The organism is Nioella sp. MMSF_3534 (genome assembly GCF_030732985.1).
In the GTDB taxonomy this organism is placed as follows: Bacteria; Pseudomonadota; Alphaproteobacteria; order Rhodobacterales; family Rhodobacteraceae; genus Nioella.
Genome location: NZ_JASHJX010000016.1, coordinates 18,049 through 32,468, shown reverse-complemented (window position 1 = coordinate 32,468; position 14,420 = coordinate 18,049). Strand labels below are relative to the sequence as shown.

General features: G+C 62.7%; 13 protein-coding genes and 1 tRNA gene. 8 read left to right on the top strand and 6 right to left on the bottom strand.

The genetic code is table 11. The features are described 5' to 3' along the window. The first annotated feature begins 105 nt into the window (after window positions 1–105). Both RBB16_RS08670 and RBB16_RS08665 read left to right on the top strand, forming a co-directional pair. The gene (locus RBB16_RS08670) at window positions 106–792 is read left to right on the top strand and encodes a GntR family transcriptional regulator (protein WP_306045783.1); all 687 of its coding nucleotides are present in this window, start codon (window positions 106–108) and stop codon (window positions 790–792) included. Further along, a complete protein-coding gene (locus tag RBB16_RS08665; protein ID WP_306045782.1) occupies window positions 789–2,231 on the top strand; it encodes an amidohydrolase family protein in 1,443 nt (480 codons plus the stop codon). Before RBB16_RS08670 ends, RBB16_RS08665 begins: the two co-directional genes overlap by 4 nt. Before the next feature lie 145 nt (window positions 2,232–2,376). Here RBB16_RS08665 and RBB16_RS08660 read toward each other — a convergent pair whose 3' ends face one another. Continuing rightward, entirely contained in the window at window positions 2,377–2,706 is a 330-nt protein-coding gene (locus RBB16_RS08660; RefSeq protein ID WP_306045781.1) for a MocE family 2Fe-2S type ferredoxin, read from the bottom strand. 11 nt (window positions 2,707–2,717) lie between these two features. Continuing rightward, the gene (locus RBB16_RS08655) at window positions 2,718–3,788 is read right to left on the bottom strand and encodes a fatty acid desaturase (protein ID WP_306045780.1); all 1,071 of its coding nucleotides are present in this window, start codon (window positions 3,786–3,788) and stop codon (window positions 2,718–2,720) included. A gap of 128 nt (window positions 3,789–3,916) precedes the next feature. Here RBB16_RS08655 and RBB16_RS08650 point away from each other — a divergent pair, with 128 nt between their 5' ends. Then, window positions 3,917–4,951, top strand: coding sequence for a LacI family DNA-binding transcriptional regulator (locus RBB16_RS08650; RefSeq protein WP_306045779.1), 1,035 nt, complete (start codon window positions 3,917–3,919; stop codon window positions 4,949–4,951). On the opposite strand, the gene RBB16_RS08645 is transcribed toward RBB16_RS08650, so the two are convergent. Further along, on the bottom strand, window positions 4,948–5,997 hold the full coding sequence (locus tag RBB16_RS08645) for a LacI family DNA-binding transcriptional regulator (protein WP_306045778.1): 1,050 nt from the start codon (window positions 5,995–5,997) through the stop codon (window positions 4,948–4,950). The genes RBB16_RS08650 and RBB16_RS08645 overlap by 4 nt on opposite strands. Window positions 5,998–6,159: 162 nt before the next feature. Between RBB16_RS08645 and RBB16_RS08640 the strand changes: the two genes are divergently transcribed. The 5 genes from RBB16_RS08640 to RBB16_RS08620 all read left to right on the top strand — a co-directional run bounded on the left by RBB16_RS08640 (window position 6,160) and on the right by RBB16_RS08620 (window position 10,901). Continuing rightward, a complete protein-coding gene (locus RBB16_RS08640; protein WP_306045777.1) occupies window positions 6,160–7,155 on the top strand; it encodes a TRAP transporter substrate-binding protein in 996 nt (331 codons plus the stop codon). Window positions 7,156–7,228: 73 nt separating this feature from the next. Further along, window positions 7,229–7,732: a TRAP transporter small permease gene (locus RBB16_RS08635; RefSeq protein WP_306045776.1), complete on the top strand. Its 504-nt coding sequence runs from the start codon at window positions 7,229–7,231 to the stop codon at window positions 7,730–7,732. Window position 7,733: 1 nt separating this feature from the next. Next, window positions 7,734–9,014 (top strand): TRAP transporter large permease, encoded by a 1,281-nt coding sequence (locus tag RBB16_RS08630; RefSeq protein WP_306045775.1) that lies wholly within the window; start codon window positions 7,734–7,736, stop codon window positions 9,012–9,014. Between the two features lie 118 nt (window positions 9,015–9,132). After that, window positions 9,133–10,023, top strand: a complete 891-nt coding sequence (locus RBB16_RS08625; RefSeq protein ID WP_306045774.1) for an NAD(P)-dependent oxidoreductase — start codon at window positions 9,133–9,135, stop codon at window positions 10,021–10,023. A gap of 14 nt (window positions 10,024–10,037) precedes the next feature. Then, the gene (locus RBB16_RS08620; RefSeq protein WP_306045773.1) at window positions 10,038–10,901 is read left to right on the top strand and encodes a sugar phosphate isomerase/epimerase family protein; all 864 of its coding nucleotides are present in this window, start codon (window positions 10,038–10,040) and stop codon (window positions 10,899–10,901) included. 273 nt (window positions 10,902–11,174) lie between these two features. On the opposite strand, the gene RBB16_RS08615 is transcribed toward RBB16_RS08620, so the two are convergent. From RBB16_RS08615 to RBB16_RS08605, 3 genes are all read right to left on the bottom strand, one after another. Next, a tRNA-Leu gene (locus tag RBB16_RS08615) sits at window positions 11,175–11,261 on the bottom strand. Between the two features lie 13 nt (window positions 11,262–11,274). After that, window positions 11,275–12,993, bottom strand: a complete 1,719-nt coding sequence (metG, locus tag RBB16_RS08610; protein ID WP_306045772.1) for a methionine--tRNA ligase — start codon at window positions 12,991–12,993, stop codon at window positions 11,275–11,277. Between the two features lie 81 nt (window positions 12,994–13,074). Then, on the bottom strand, window positions 13,075–14,295 hold the full coding sequence (locus RBB16_RS08605; RefSeq protein WP_306045771.1) for an MFS transporter: 1,221 nt from the start codon (window positions 14,293–14,295) through the stop codon (window positions 13,075–13,077). Window positions 14,296–14,420: the final 125 nt, after the last annotated feature.

The window sequence follows — 14,420 nt, the reverse complement described above, 5'->3', positions numbered from 1 at the left end:
CTTGATATCAAGATTGTCAACAATTATTAAAACTTGTGTGTGCAGTTGTGTTGCCATAATAATGTGCAAAAAAGAAACTTCTGTAATTTCATCAGGATATGGCCGATGCCCCAGGAAGATGCCCAAACCAATACTCCGCAGGCGGAAGTCTACAACCGGATCTGGCGCGCCATTGCAGATCGCAAGATGCGCCCCGGAACACGGCTGAAAGAGGAGAAGCTGGCCGAGATCTTCTCTGTGAGTCGGGCGCGGGTGCGGCAGGCGCTTGCCGCTCTGGAGCATGACGGGCTTGTGACCATCGTGCCGCATCGCGGGGCATTCGTCTCGCAACCTTCTGTCGAGGAAGCCCGCGATATCTTCTTTGCGCGGCGGGCGATTGAGGCGCAGCTCGCCCGACGGCTCTGCGCGACCGCGACGCCAGAGATCGTAGCCAAGCTGGAGCGGCATGTCGCACGGGAACGCGAGGCCCATGCCGAAGGCGACACGCGGACGGCGATCCGGCTTTCCGGCGGCTTCCATCTATTGCTCGGAGAGCTTGCAGGCTCTCCTTACCTATGGGACGTGCTTCGCGATCTGGTGTCACGCACCTCTCTCATCATCGCGATGTACCAGGTGCGCACCGGCCCCGATTGCGGGCCTGACGAACATGCCGAGATCGTCGCCGCGATCACGCAAGGCCACAGCGACCGCGCGACCGAGTTGATGACGCATCACCTCGAGCATCTCGAGGGGACGCTCGATCTGGAACAGGATGCGTCACAAAGCGACGATCTGAGCGATCTTCTGTCATGACCGAACTGCATGACCTGTTGATCCGATGTGCCACCATCGTCACAGTCGATCAGGGCCATCGTGTTCTGGACGATGGCTGGATTGCCGTTAGTGGCACGCGCATCGCCGGGATCGGCACTGGACAGCCGCCGCCCGCGAAAGCCGTCATCGACCGCCCGGGTTTGATCGCCCTTCCCGGCCTGATCGACGCGCATTCCCATGCCGGGCACGGGCTGGTACGGGCTGCTGGCGACGGTGACGGAGAGCTTTGGTTCCGCATCTGCGAAGAGATCTATTCGGGCGCCGCGACGCCTGCTTTCTGGCGGGCCGAGGCGCAGCTGGCCCTGTTGGAAAGGCTGATGGCGGGCGTCACCACCGCCGTGTCGCTTCTGGGTGGCGGGCCGGATGTGCTACGCACCGATACGCCCGAAGCGGGCGATGCCCATTGCGCCGCGACCCGCGCCTCGGGCCTGCGTACCATCATGGCAGTGGGACCGGGGCGCTTGCCCTTCCCGCGCCATTTCGGGCCTGACCGGCGACCAGTGAGGTTCGAGGACCAGATGGCGGTAAGCGCGGAGTTGATCGCGCGCCATGACGACGTGTTCGACAAGCGCACGGGCGTGGCGCTGATCCTGCCGGTCTACGCTCCCGACCATATGGAGACACACGGGGATGACATTCGCGCCATGTCGCGGGCCATGCGCGAGATGCAGGACCGCACTGGCGTGCTGTTCACGCAGGACGGGCACCGGACTGACACGATCGCATTGGCCGCCAAGCTTGGCCTGCTGTCGCCGCGCGCCGCGCTCAGCCACAGTGTTGACCTGTCGCCTGCGGATTTCGCTGCGCTGTCCGACACCGGGGCCAGCATCGTTCACAATCCTTCGGCGATCATGTCGATCCTGGGTCGTTGCCCGGTTCCCGAATTGATCGAGGCCGGGGTCACCGTTTGTCTTGGGTCCGACGCCGGTGCACCGGATCGGGGGTTCGACATGTTCCGCCATATGGCTCAAGCGATGCAGTACCACCGCCGTCATTTCCGTGATCCAACTGTGTTGCCAGAAGGCAAGGTGCTGGAAATGTGCACCGTGGATGCGGCACGGGCCTTGGGGCTGGAGTCCGAAATCGGATCGCTGGAGGTCGGCAAACGGGCCGATATCGTTCTGATCGACGGACGCGCCGCGCATCTCTGGCCGCCGGTCATGCCCCTGAACCGCATCACCCATTTTGCCAGTGCAGGCGACGTGAACAGTGTGATCGTCAATGGCAAGGTGCTGATGAAGGATCGTGTCCCTGCCGAGATGTCGGTGGAGGACGTCCTTGCAGAAGCGGAGCATGAGGCAAGTCGCGTCTTCGCGGAATGCGGGCGAGAGGACAGCCGCCGGGAGATGGCGTCGATCCGGGGCCAGGTGCGCAGACGGGCAGGCGGCTATGCCCCGTCAGGATCCACGCCCGAATAGACCGTTCTTCAGCGTCCGAAGCGCGCTTATGCGGCCAGCCGCATCCACATTTGGATGGCAAGCCCATCAGAGCAGTATCTCGATGGCCCAGAGGCCCGACAGGTACTGACGGCATCGGCGCCAGCCCGACCGTAGGCAGGTATGGTCAGACCTGCTCGGCCCCTTGGATGTTGATGAAGACCTCCCCGCCTTCGAGTTTTACAGGATAGGTGCCCAGGTTCACGCAAACCGGAGCGCGCATCGCCTCGCCGGTGCGGTAGTCGAACTGACCGTTATGCTTGGGGCATTCGATGACGTAGTCCATCACCAAGTCGTCCGCCAGATGCACCTGCTCATGGGTGCAGAGCCCGTCGGTGCAGAAATAGTTGTCATCGGGACTGCGGTAGACAGCAAACGTGCGGCCGTCATGGTCAAAGCGGATGAGGTCTTCTGCCTCGATCTCATCGGCTGCGCAAACGCGGATCCAGTTGGGCATGGGGCTCCTCCTTACTCTGCTGCAATCAGCGGGCGCTGATAGGCGGGGGTCGGACCGGCTCCGGCGGGAAGGGGTCGGCGGACATAGTGGTTGAAGTCGGTCTGTTGGCGGATCACGGCCGGTACGATTTCGCGATATGCCGCCAGAAGAGAAGGGTAAGCCCGAGGACAATCTTCGCGGATATCCTCATGAAGCGCGGGCAGATAATAGAAGGGCACCATCGGATACATATGGTGTTCCACATGGTAGTTCATGTTGGAATAGATGAAGCGGAACACCGGGTTCAGCAGAACCGTGCGGGAATTCAGCCGGTGATCTGGCACATCCTCGGCAAGACCGGCGTGCTGCGTTGTGGCCATGACATGATGCAGCCATGACCCGTAGAAGGTCGGCCCCCCTATCAGAACCAGCGGCAACCATGAGCTGATCAGCATGGCTGCGATCCCGGCAGAGACCAGAATACCGACATGGGCCCGGGCCGCGCGGAAGGCCTTGGGTCGTTCACTCTCTGGCAGGAAATCCTTCTGGTCCGCGGTCAACAGGCCAAGGCTCAGCCGCAGGGCTTTCCATATCTCCTTGCTGGTCGCCACCACATGCAGAAGGTTCAGAACCCAGGCCAGCAGGCTTGGCGGTCGGGGGAAGGCGATTTCGGGGTCACGCCCGACGATCACGGTATCGGTGTGATGGCGGGCGTGGCTCCAGCGCCAGAGCACCGGGTTCTTGAGCGACATGAACGAGGCCAGTTGATAGATCGCGTCGTTCATCCAGCGGGTGCGCATGGGCGTGCCGTGTCCGTATTCATGCCAGCGGCTTTCAGCACCCGAGGCGTAGAGCACGCCATATATCAGCGCGACAGGCCAGGCCCACACCGTTCCCCAGACCCAGATCAGCAACGCGCCGGAGGCAACGGTCAGTCCGGCCCAGAGGCCAAAATCACGCAGCCCCGCGCGGTCTGAACGTTTCATCAGCTCTTTCATGCGCGTGCGGGGAATCGGAGTGGCATACCATTCCGCATGGGCAAAGCCGGGGCCGGACGCGGGGCCTGTCAGGCTATAGTCTCGGAGGGTGGCAGGGGCGTTCATGTGGGGCCTCATTGCAAGCTTTGATGCACCAAGCAGGCATCAGCTTGCCGATGCGGTCAATTGCAGGCATGATAGTTTCTATCATTTCCATCACGGGCCTGGTCTCGGCAGATGATAGGAATTCCCCATTGGCCAAATCCCGGCGCACCACGCTTGAAGATGTTGCACGCGCGGCCGGTGTGGGGGTGGCCACGGTAGACCGGGTGCTGAATGCTCGGGCGCGGGTCGCACCGGAAACGGCCGCGCGGGTCGTGGCGGCTGCCGAGGCGACGGGCTATCACGGCAAGGCGATGCTGAAGTGGCGCATAGCTGAGATGGCACCTGCCTGCCGGTTCGGCTTTCTGCTGCAGAAAGAGGGGAAATGGGAGTATCAGACGCTGGCCGAGGAATTGCGCATCGCCACTCTGGCACGGCGCGATGTCCGGGCCGAGCCTGTCTTTTCCTTTGTCGGCAGCCTTTCGGCAGAGCGGTTGGCCGAGGAAATCACCCGTCTCGGGGCCGATGTCGATGCCCTTGCCGTCGTCTCGGTCGACCATCCCGCAATCTCCGAGGCCGTCGATACATGCGCGGCCCGCGGGGTGGCCGTCTATGCGCTGCTCAGCCCCCTTGGCGCAAAGGGGCTGGCGGGCTATGTCGGGCAGGACGGGTACATCGCCGGGCGCACCGCAGGGTGGGCGATGACCCGGCTTGCGCGCCCCGGCGGCGACATCGGCGTTCTTGTCGGATCGCACCGCTATCTCGGGCAGCAGGCCAATGAGCGGGGGTTTCGCGATGCAATGGCCCGTCACGCTCCGGATCGTGTGTTGAGGGAAACGCTCATTTACCTCGATGACGAAGCCATTGCCTTCGAGGCGGCTCAGGATCTTCTGGCGCGGCCGGGAAAGCTTGCGGGCATCTACCATTCCGGCGGCGGTGTCGGGGGCGTTGCGCGGGCGCTGAAAGCCTCGGGGCGGGCAGGTGAGATCACCTATATCTGCCACACCCGCAGTCCGGGAAGCGAGGCTGCCCTGCGTGAAGGTATTGCCGATCTGGTGATCTCCGGGTCTCTGGCAGGGCTGGCCCGGACGCTGACGGACAGCATGGCCGGCTCGGTCCGCACCGGGAAGCCGGTGCCGCCACCTGCGCCCGAACGCTTTGAATTGCTGACGATCGAGAACCTCTAGCCGAAGGTCGCGCCAACGATGTTTTCACGCGTGATCACCCCGGTTAGCAGCGCACGCGGCTTGAAGGGGCGGCGTTCCAGATAGGCACACATTGCCTCGACCGCCTCTTCCGCCACCAGCCGCATGTTGACATGAAGCACGATGTCGATTGTGCCGTCCATCAGAAACCCCTGGGTGCGCGGAGTCAGGTTGTGGCAGATGAACACGATCTCCTTTTCGCGCCCGGCCTCTCCTAGCGCCCGCGCGATGCCAAGATTGCCGCCCCCGACGCTGTAGATGCCGACGATGTCGTCGCGGTCCGACAGGATTTGGCTGATCGCCTGATAGTTGCCCTCACCATCGTCATGGGCGTTGCAGGTCAGCACCTCTTGCACATGGGGGAAATCCTGCCGCAGCGCCACGCGGAAGCCCATCTCGCGGTCTTCATGGCTGCGGTAGAGTTGGCCAGAGGTGACAACAACGACGGCCCCGGACCGACGGGTCAGCCGCCCCATCAGATAGCCGCCGGTCCGTCCCGCCGCGCGGTTGTTCAGGCCGATGAAGCCGGCAAGCGCGGGGTGTTCGATCGGCGACAGGATGGCCAGCGCGGGGATGTTCAAACGGTCCAGCTCATGCACTGCGTCGTGAACCCTGGGGTCGTCGAGCGCCTGAAAGGCCACCGCATCCACACCTTGCCCCGCCGTGGCCAATAGCTTTCGTGCAAGGATGCCGGGTTCCATCTTCTTGGTGAAGACGCATTCCACAGTGGCGTTGCCGCGCCCCCCGAATTCCTGAAAGCACATCCCGAGAAACTCGGTCGAGGGCCCCGCATCTTCGGGCAGGAAGACGCGCAGCCGCCAAGGGCGGGGGCGTTCGACCGGGGTGGTGCCAGCCTCGATGGCCTCCTTGGCTTGAAGCACCCTCTGGCGGGTTGCTGCGCCCACATGGGCACGTCCGTGAAGCACCCGGTCCACCGTCGCCGTGCCGACCCCGGCCAGCTTCGCTATCTGGGCGACCGTGGCTTTTCGCCGGATCATCTGAGTCGGGTCATTGCGAGAATCATCCATCAACTTCAATCATTATTGCATGTTCTCTCTCAGTCAAAACATCAAACCACATCAATTTCATCTTGTTGATGTGGTTTTGCTTGCCCGAAGGCAAATGCCAATGGAATACCGATGCCACAACCCGTCTCGGTCTCGGGGCGAGGATGATCCAGGGAGGAATGAATGACGATTTCAAAGCACCTTCTGGCCAGCGCGGCCAGCCTTGCCTTGCTGAGTACCGCTGTGGCGGCGCAGGAATTCACGTTCCGCTATGGCAATGAGCAACCGGAAAGCTCGATCCGCTCGCAATCCATGATCTATTTCGAAGAACAGCTTGAAGAGCGTTCCGGCGGTCGAATCGAGGTGGAAAGCTTCTTTGGCGGCACGCTTGGGAATGAACGCGAGATGATGGACCAGGTGACGTCGGGGCTGTTGCAGGGAACTCGGGGCGGTTTCTTCGCGGATGCGTCGGGCGCGTTCAACATCTATCAGCTGCCCTTCCTCGTATCGGGCTGGGATGAGATGCAGTGCCTTGTCGCGTCCGACTTCACCGACGGTGTGCAGGCACGGGCCGAGGCGAACGGCTACCACATTCCGGCCACCGGCATCAGCCAGGGCTTCCGTGCATATACGACCAATGTGCGGCCCATCACGCAAGTGTCTGATCTTGAAGGCCTTCAGATTCGTGAACCGCAATCCGACCTGATGATCGCGACCGGCACCGCGCTTGGCTCGGTTCCGGTGGCGATGCCTTTCTCCGAGGCTTATCAGGCCTTCCAGCAGGGGGTGATCGACGGCCAGCACAACCCGCCACAGAACATCTGGGATTTCAATATTCACGAGGTTCAGGACTATCTGTCGCTGACCAACCACATGACCGGCCCCGATCCGCTGATTGTCAATCTGGCCTGGTATGAGAGCCTGCCCCAGGATCTTCAGCAGATCTTCGACGAGGTCGCTGTCGAGGCGCTGGCCATGTCCGACCAGCTGTACCGAGAGGCGGAAACGGCGGTCATTGAGGATCTGGCAGAGCATATGGAGATCAACACGCTGACGCCCGAAGCGCTGGCCGAGTTCCAGGACCGCGTTCAACCGGTCTACCAGCAGATGATCGAGGCGGGTCATTTCACCGCCGAAGATGTCGCAGCAGCCCGCGCAGCAGCGCAGTCCTGCGGCTGAGGGTTCCTCTCCCTCCGGCTGTGCGGGGTCCGCTTGGGCCTCGCGCAGTCGTCTCTAGCGAAAGGCACCTCGCATGAAACAGCTCGCTGCGCTTGAGGCCGGGTTGGCCCGCCTGATCGAGAACGTGATGATCGTTCTCTTCACGGTGTTTCTTGTGATCGTCGTGACGAAGGTACTGATGCGTCCCTTCGATGCGGCAATCTATGGCGTGGATGAACTGGTCAAGATCGCTTTCCTGACCACCAGCGCCCTGGGCGGCGCCGTGGCCATCAGCCGGCGGGAACATATCGCCATCACGGTATTCATCGAGGCGCTGCCACGCCCGGTGACGCTGGCCTTCTATATCCTCGGCCTTGCATTGGTTGCCTTCATGAACGGGGCGCTTGTCTACCTGTCCTTCGATTGGATCGCCGGACCGGGCCGGAACATCTGGCAGCCCTTCGGCATGCCGCAGGCCTATGTGTTCGTGGTTGTACCGATCGCCTGTGGGCTTGGGGTGCTGTTCAGCCTGGTCAAGATCGTGCTTGCCCTCGGGGGCGAGATCGAAACGGACCGTCTGTGGATGCCGGAGGATTGATATGCTGATCCTGTTCGGTGCCCTTCTCCTTCTGCTCGTCATCGGGGTTCCGATCGCCTATGCGCTTGGCCTGGCGAGCCTGGCCTATTTCATGATCGAAGCGCCTTTCGGAACTGGCTTCGTGATCCAGCGCTTCTTCGCAGGGATCAACAATTACCCGCTGGTGTCGCTGCCGTTCTTCATCCTGATGGGGCTGGTGATGAATTCCGGCGGCATCACGCAACGCCTGCTGGACCTGTCCACCTTCTTCGTGGGGCGGATGAAGGGCGGTCTTGGCCTTGTGAATGTGGTGGGCTCGATGATCTTCGGTGGCATTTCCGGCTCGTCGGCCTCCGATACGGCCTCGATCGGGTCCGTCCTGATCCCGGAAATGGAACGTCGCGGATATCCGCGCAGCTTTGCGGCAGGGATCACGGTCGCCTCGTCCACCATGGGCATGATCATCCCGCCCTCGGTGCCCATGATCATTTACGCCATCGCCGCCGAGGAATCGATCGGTCGGCTGTTTCTGGGCGGCATCATCCCCGGCATCATGGTGGGTCTACTGCAACTGGTGATCGTCTGGCGTATCGCAAAGGCACGGGATTACCCGACAGAGGTCGTTCCCTTCACAATGAAAGAAGCCCTGCGCCAGGCGCGCCGATCCGCTGCCGTGGTGATCATGCCGGTACTGATCGTGGGCTCGGTCGTCTTCGGCTTTGTCACGCCAACGGAAACGGCGGGCACGGCGGCGGTCTACGGGTTGATCATCGGGTTCTTCCTTGTCGGGTTCACCGTCATCAAGGATCTGCCCGGCGCGATGCGCAACGCGATCATCATGTCTGCCAAGATCATGATGATCATCGCCTTCAGCCAGGTCTTCATCACGGTGCTGGCGCTGGAACGCGTGCCCGATCAGCTGGCCGATTTCGTCGAGGGTCTGGGACTGGACGCGACCACTTTCCTGCTGGTCTCTGCCGTGCTCATCCTGCTGGCGGGCACCTTCATAGATGTCAGCCCCGCCATTCTGCTGCTGACGCCGGTACTTTTGCCCGTTGCCCAGAACCTTGGCGTGTCCGGTGTGCATTTCGGTGTGGTCCTTGTCTCGGGCCTCGCCGTCGGGGCCTGCACGCCGCCGGTGGGGAATTGCCTTAACGTCTGCGCTGCGATCTGCCGCTTGCCGATTGGCCAGATCTTCCTGGGGGCGGCACCTTTCCTGATGGCCAATGTGGTGGTTCTGGGTCTGCTCTGCGTCTTCCCCGAACTGGTCTTGTGGATCCCGGATGCTGTCATGGGACCGTAGGCGCGACTGGAATTTGGCACCGGGGTGTCTGCTGGACGTGCCGCGCACCGTCGCAAGACGGGTGCTGAAACCCCCGATCTGATGGACCGCGCCTGCGCGCGCAGAAAAGGAAAGATGCATGAAACGCATATGTGTGATCGGATTGGGTGACATGGGCTCGGGCCTGGCAAAGAACCTGATCAAGGCGGGGTTCGATGTTGCCGGGTTCGACCTGAGCCCCGACCGCCTGGCTGCTTTCGAGGCAATGGGCGGCAGGCCCGCTGCCAGCGTGGCGCAGGCCGGTGACGGGGCCGAGGCCGCCTTCGTGATGGTGATGAACGGCGATCAGGCCAAGGCCGTGATCCTTGGCGCTGACGGGCTGGCCGCGCATATGGCCCCCGGCGGCACAATTCTGCTGACCGCCACCATCCGGCCTCGCGAAGCCGTCGAGATCGGCAACGCCATGGACGGCACCGGCATTCACCTGATCGACACGCCTGTATCCGGTGGCTTTCCCGGCGCGCAAGGCGGGACGCTGACCATGATGGCCTCGGCCCCTGATGCCGTCATCGCACAGGTCCGCTCGGCGATGGAGGCGGTCTCGGCCACCATCCACCATATCGGGACTGAACCGGGCATGGGCCAGACCGTGAAAGCCTGCCTGCAAACGCTTATCGGCTCGATCTTCTCGGCCACGTTCGAAGCCTCGGTGCTGGCCGCCAAGGCCGGTGTGAAGGGCGAGCATCTGTTCAGGGTCTTCTCAACCTCTGGCGCGGGCTGCGGCTGCACCAACACGGCGCTGGAAAACATCATCGACCGCAAGTTTGCCAATACCGGGTCGGGCATCGGCACCATGCACAAGGACCTGACCATCTCGATGGATCTTGCCGAAGAGCTGGAAGTACCGATGCAGATGGCCTCGACCGCCATGCAAATCTTTCACGCCGGAAAGTCGAAATACCCCGACGGGGACAACTGGGCCTGCACGCGGGTGATCGAAGAGATCGTCGGCGCGGAACTGCACCGCTGAATAGGAGAAAGCCGATGAAACTGGGTGTCATTTGTGACGGGATCAGCCGCGACCTGTCCCATGCAGTTGATGTCATGGACGAGTTCGGGCTGACCTATGCCGAACTGCAATTCGTGGGCGATACGGAAGTGGGCGACCATTCCGCCGCCGAGATTGCCGAGATCGACCGGCTGCTGCGCGACCGTGGCAAACCGGTCAGCTGCCTGTCGCGTCACATCTTTGCGGGCATGACCAAGGACAACCGGCCAGGGGACGAGCTGCACTCTCGCCACATGGACGCGCTGAAGCGCGTCATCGACATGGCGCATGTGGTCGGCAGCCCGCTGGTCCGCATCATGACACCGAAGAAAGAGCAAATCCTGTGGGGGCTGAACGGCGCCGAGAAATGGAACGTGGCGCATGGGGCATGGGACGCGATGCTGCCGCTGATTGCACCTGCCTGCGACGTCGCGCGCGATGCCGGGGTGACCTTGGTTGTCGAAACCGGCAACGGTACAATGGTGAATTCCAACTACACGGGGCGTAAGCTGATCGACGATCTGGGTGCAAAGGACGTGCTGAAAGTGCTCTGGGATCCGGCGAATAACTGCTGGTGCCACGAAGCGGCCTGGCCGGATGGCTACGACGCCGTGAAGGACGGATATCTGGGGCATGTGCATATCAAGGATGTCCAAGTCGATACGCCACGCGCCACACTGGAAGTGCGCCGGATGGGGGAAGGCCAACTCGCCGAGCAGTTCCTCCCCGTGGCAGAGGCCCTGCGCGCTGATGGTTATGATGGCGTGATTTCCTTTGAAAGCGTCTACCATCCGGGAAATGGCAGTTTCGAGGATGGCTTTCGACTTTGCATAGACCGGTTCAAAAGACTGTTCGGGTAATCCGGCAGCAATCGACGCTAAGAAAAACACGGCGACCGGCGGATCAGTGGTCCCGCCGGTCGCTTTGCTATTCTGCTGACGGTGCTGATCCTGCTCTGCCAAGGAAACCCGCCGCATTCATGAGAAAACGGAAGATCGGAATTGGACGGGCGCGGCATATGTGCCCTTGCACACCCAACGCCTGAAAAAGATCCGCACCGCCGGACAGTAGGCAGGCGGTTTGACGAAAAAAGCGACCGTGCAATCGGTTGTAATCGGATCTTCAAGAGTTTGTGGTGCGGGCGGTGGGACTCGAACCCACACGGGCACAGGGCCCTTCAGATTTTAAGTCTGATATGTCTACCATTCCATCACGCCCGCATGCGGCCCCCGGTCAGGTTCGGGTGCCTGCAAATCTTTCCTGCCAGCTTTCGCGGTCCTCGTCGCTGATCTTGGCAAAGAGCACATCCGGCACGCTAAAGCCATGACCGGCCTCCAGCACCGCCAGCGCGTCACCCACGGAATCGGGCCAGCCCGCGCCATCTGCGTTCATCGCCGCCAGCATCGTGGCCGATGCATCGGGGATGAAGGGCTCCGACAGGACCGCATAAAGACGGATCAGGTTGAGCGACAGGCGCACGATGGCCGCGGCGCGGTCGGGGTCTTCCTTGAAGGCGGCCCAGGGCGCGGCGGCCTGCAGGTATTCGTTGCCCGCGACCCAGATGGCGCGCAATTCGGCGGCGGCCTTGCGGACCTCCATCGCCTCCATATGTGCCTCGTAGGCTTCGAGCTTTTCTTCCAGCTCGGCCACCAGCGCAAACTCCTGATCGCCGTAATCGCCGCCCTCGGGCACGACCTCGCCGAACTTGGACCGGCAGAACTTGGTGACGCGGCTGACGAAATTGCCCAACACGTCGGCCAGATCCTTGTTCACCGAGGCCTGGAAGTTTTCCCAGGTGAACTCGCTGTCCGAGCTTTCGGGGGCGTGGGACAGAAGCCACCAGCGCCAGTAGTCGGCGGGCAGGATTTCCAGCGCCTGATCCATGAAGACACCGCGCCCGCGCGAGGTGCTGAACTGGCCGCCATCGTAGTTGAGGTAGTTGAAGGACTTGATGTAATCGACCATCTTCCACGGCTCGCCCGATCCGATCATGGTCGCGGGGAAGCTGAGCGTGTGGAAGGGCACGTTGTCCTTGCCCATGAACTGGACGTAGCGCACGTCACCCGCGCCCTTGTCGGTACGCCACCAGCGTTGCCAGTCGGCCTCCGTCTTGCCATTGGCCTCGGCCCATTCGGCGGCGCAGGCGATATACTCGATAGGGGCGTCGAACCAGACGTAGAAGACCTTGCCCTCCATGCCCGGCCAGTCCTCATCGCCGCGCTTCACGGGAATTCCCCAATCCAGATCGCGGGTGATCCCCCGATCCTGCAACCCGTCGCCATCGTTCAGCCATTTCTTGGCAATCGAGGTGGTCAGCACCGGCCAGTCGGTTTTGGAGTCGATCCAGGCCTCCAGCTGATCCTTCAGCTTGGACTGGCACAGGAACAGGTGCTTGGTCGGGCGCATCTCCAGATCGGTGGAACCTGAAATCGTGGAGCGCGGGTTGATCAGGTCAACCGGGTCCAGCTGCTTGGTGCAGTTGTCGCACTGGTCGCCACGGGCACTTTCGAAGCCGCAATTGGGGCAGGTGCCCTCCACATAGCGATCCGGCAGGAAGCGGCCATCGGCCTTGGAATACATCTGCTGGTCATCGACCTCGCGGATCAGTCCGGCCTCGTAAAGCTTGCCTGCCAGATGTTGCGTCAGCTTGTGGTTTTGCTTGCTGGAGGAGCGTCCGAAATGGTCGAAGCTGAGGCGGAAGCCCTTGGCGATCTCGGCCTGCACAGCCCACATTTCGGCGCAGTACTCCGCAACCGGCTTGCCGGCCTTGGCGGCGGCCAGTTCGGCGGGGGTGCCGTGTTCGTCGGTGGCACACAGGAACATGACTTCATTGCCCCGGCCCCGCTGGTAGCGGGCATAGAGATCGGCGGGCAGCTGGCTGCCCACGAGATTGCCCAGGTGCTTGATCCCGTTGATATAGGGAATCGCCGAGGTGATGAGGATTCGTGCCATCGGAGTGCCTTTTGTCGTCCTTGCGCAGCCCCGTTTAGCGCAGGCGCGGCGCAAGGACCAGAACCCTTGCGCGGGTCGGGTTCAGGGGCGGTGATTTCGGCGGAAGATACGCCCGACCTGAAAGCTTGTGCGCGGCACCCAGACATAGGGCGCGCGGGTGCTGGCGCTGGCCCGGCGGCGCATGCGGACCAGGCCGAAGACGACAAGCCCCAGATGCGCGGCGGCGATGAAGGAGAAGAGCGCCCCGGGACCGTAGAGAGAGATCAGGTTCGAGGTCAGGAGCGGCGCGACAATGGCGCCAAGCGCGTAGAAGAACATGAGCGCGGCGGAAAGCTCTACCCGCTCATGATCTTCGGCCCAGTCATGGGCATGGGCGGCCGAGATCGAGTAGATCGGGAAAGTCATCAGCCCGAAGAAAAAGGCCGCCCCCATGACGGCGGCGGTGCCCATGCCGCTGACGGCGATGGTGAAGCCGCAGGCGGGCAGGGCGGCGATGGACATGCCGATCAGCACCCACCTGCGGTCATAGCGGTCCGCCAGCCAGCCCACGGGCAGTTGTGCCAGCGCGCCGCCGAGGACGAAGGCGGAGAGGAAATAGGCGATCTGGTCGGCGCGCAGGCCCACCTCGGTGCCATAGAGCGGACCCACCATGCGGAACGAGGCGGAGGAGACGGCGGCCACCATGACGCCCGCGACGGCAAGCGGCGACTTGGCCCAGGCCATGCCCGGACGCAGGCGGGGGGCGTCGGGGGTCACAGGCTCGGTCGCGCGGGACAGGGTCAGCGGCAGCAGGGTCGCACAGCACAGCAGCGCCAGCAGGTTGTAGGAAACGTAATGGGCAGGCTCCAGGAAGCCGATGATCATCTGCGCGCAGAGCGAGCCCACCATATCGACCATCCGGTAGCTGCCCATGGCGCGGCCGCGCGTCTCGTTGGTGACCTTGGATTGCAGCCAGGCCTCGACCACCGTGTAGCAGCCCGCCACGCAAAGGCCCGAGGCCACGCGCATGAGCGCCCAGGCATAGGGATCGAGAACCAGCATATGGGCGAGAAGCCCGATGGCGCCTGCGGCGGTGAAGGCCGCGAAGGCGCGGGAATGGCCGATGGTCCCCATCAGGCGCGGGGCCCACCAGCAACCGATGAAGAAACCGAGGAAATGGGCGGAGCCCAGAAGGCCGATCTGGCTGTTGGTGAAGCCCAGGACGGTGCCCGAGAGCACATCGAGCGGCCCCACGCCGCCCGACGAGATCTGCAGAAGGAAGATCGACAGGAAGAGGGCGGCAAAGGAAACGAGAAGGCGCATGGGGCAGGGGGCTGGCTTTTTTGTCAGACTGGGGGTGCCGGTGGCCCGGTGCTGTCCCCCCGGCGACCTCAGCGGGGTCGTTTATGGCGGGTTCGCTCAATGCTGCGCGTGCCGGATCGCGGGAA

Coding starts and splice junctions, on each gene's coding strand:
- metG (WP_306045772.1), bottom strand. CDS start 12,993: ATGGCACGAATCCTCATCACCTCGGCGATTCCCTATATCAACGGGATC.
- RBB16_RS08665 (WP_306045782.1), top strand. CDS start 789: ATGACCGAACTGCATGACCTGTTGATCCGATGTGCCACCATCGTCACA.
- RBB16_RS08670 (WP_306045783.1), top strand. CDS start 106: ATGCCCCAGGAAGATGCCCAAACCAATACTCCGCAGGCGGAAGTCTAC.
- RBB16_RS08655 (WP_306045780.1), bottom strand. CDS start 3,788: ATGAACGCCCCTGCCACCCTCCGAGACTATAGCCTGACAGGCCCCGCG.
- RBB16_RS08645 (WP_306045778.1), bottom strand. CDS start 5,997: ATGGATGATTCTCGCAATGACCCGACTCAGATGATCCGGCGAAAAGCC.
- RBB16_RS08605 (WP_306045771.1), bottom strand. CDS start 14,295: ATGCGCCTTCTCGTTTCCTTTGCCGCCCTCTTCCTGTCGATCTTCCTT.
- RBB16_RS08630 (WP_306045775.1), top strand. CDS start 7,734: ATGCTGATCCTGTTCGGTGCCCTTCTCCTTCTGCTCGTCATCGGGGTT.
- RBB16_RS08660 (WP_306045781.1), bottom strand. CDS start 2,706: ATGCCCAACTGGATCCGCGTTTGCGCAGCCGATGAGATCGAGGCAGAA.
- RBB16_RS08620 (WP_306045773.1), top strand. CDS start 10,038: ATGAAACTGGGTGTCATTTGTGACGGGATCAGCCGCGACCTGTCCCAT.
- RBB16_RS08625 (WP_306045774.1), top strand. CDS start 9,133: ATGAAACGCATATGTGTGATCGGATTGGGTGACATGGGCTCGGGCCTG.
- RBB16_RS08640 (WP_306045777.1), top strand. CDS start 6,160: ATGACGATTTCAAAGCACCTTCTGGCCAGCGCGGCCAGCCTTGCCTTG.
- RBB16_RS08635 (WP_306045776.1), top strand. CDS start 7,229: ATGAAACAGCTCGCTGCGCTTGAGGCCGGGTTGGCCCGCCTGATCGAG.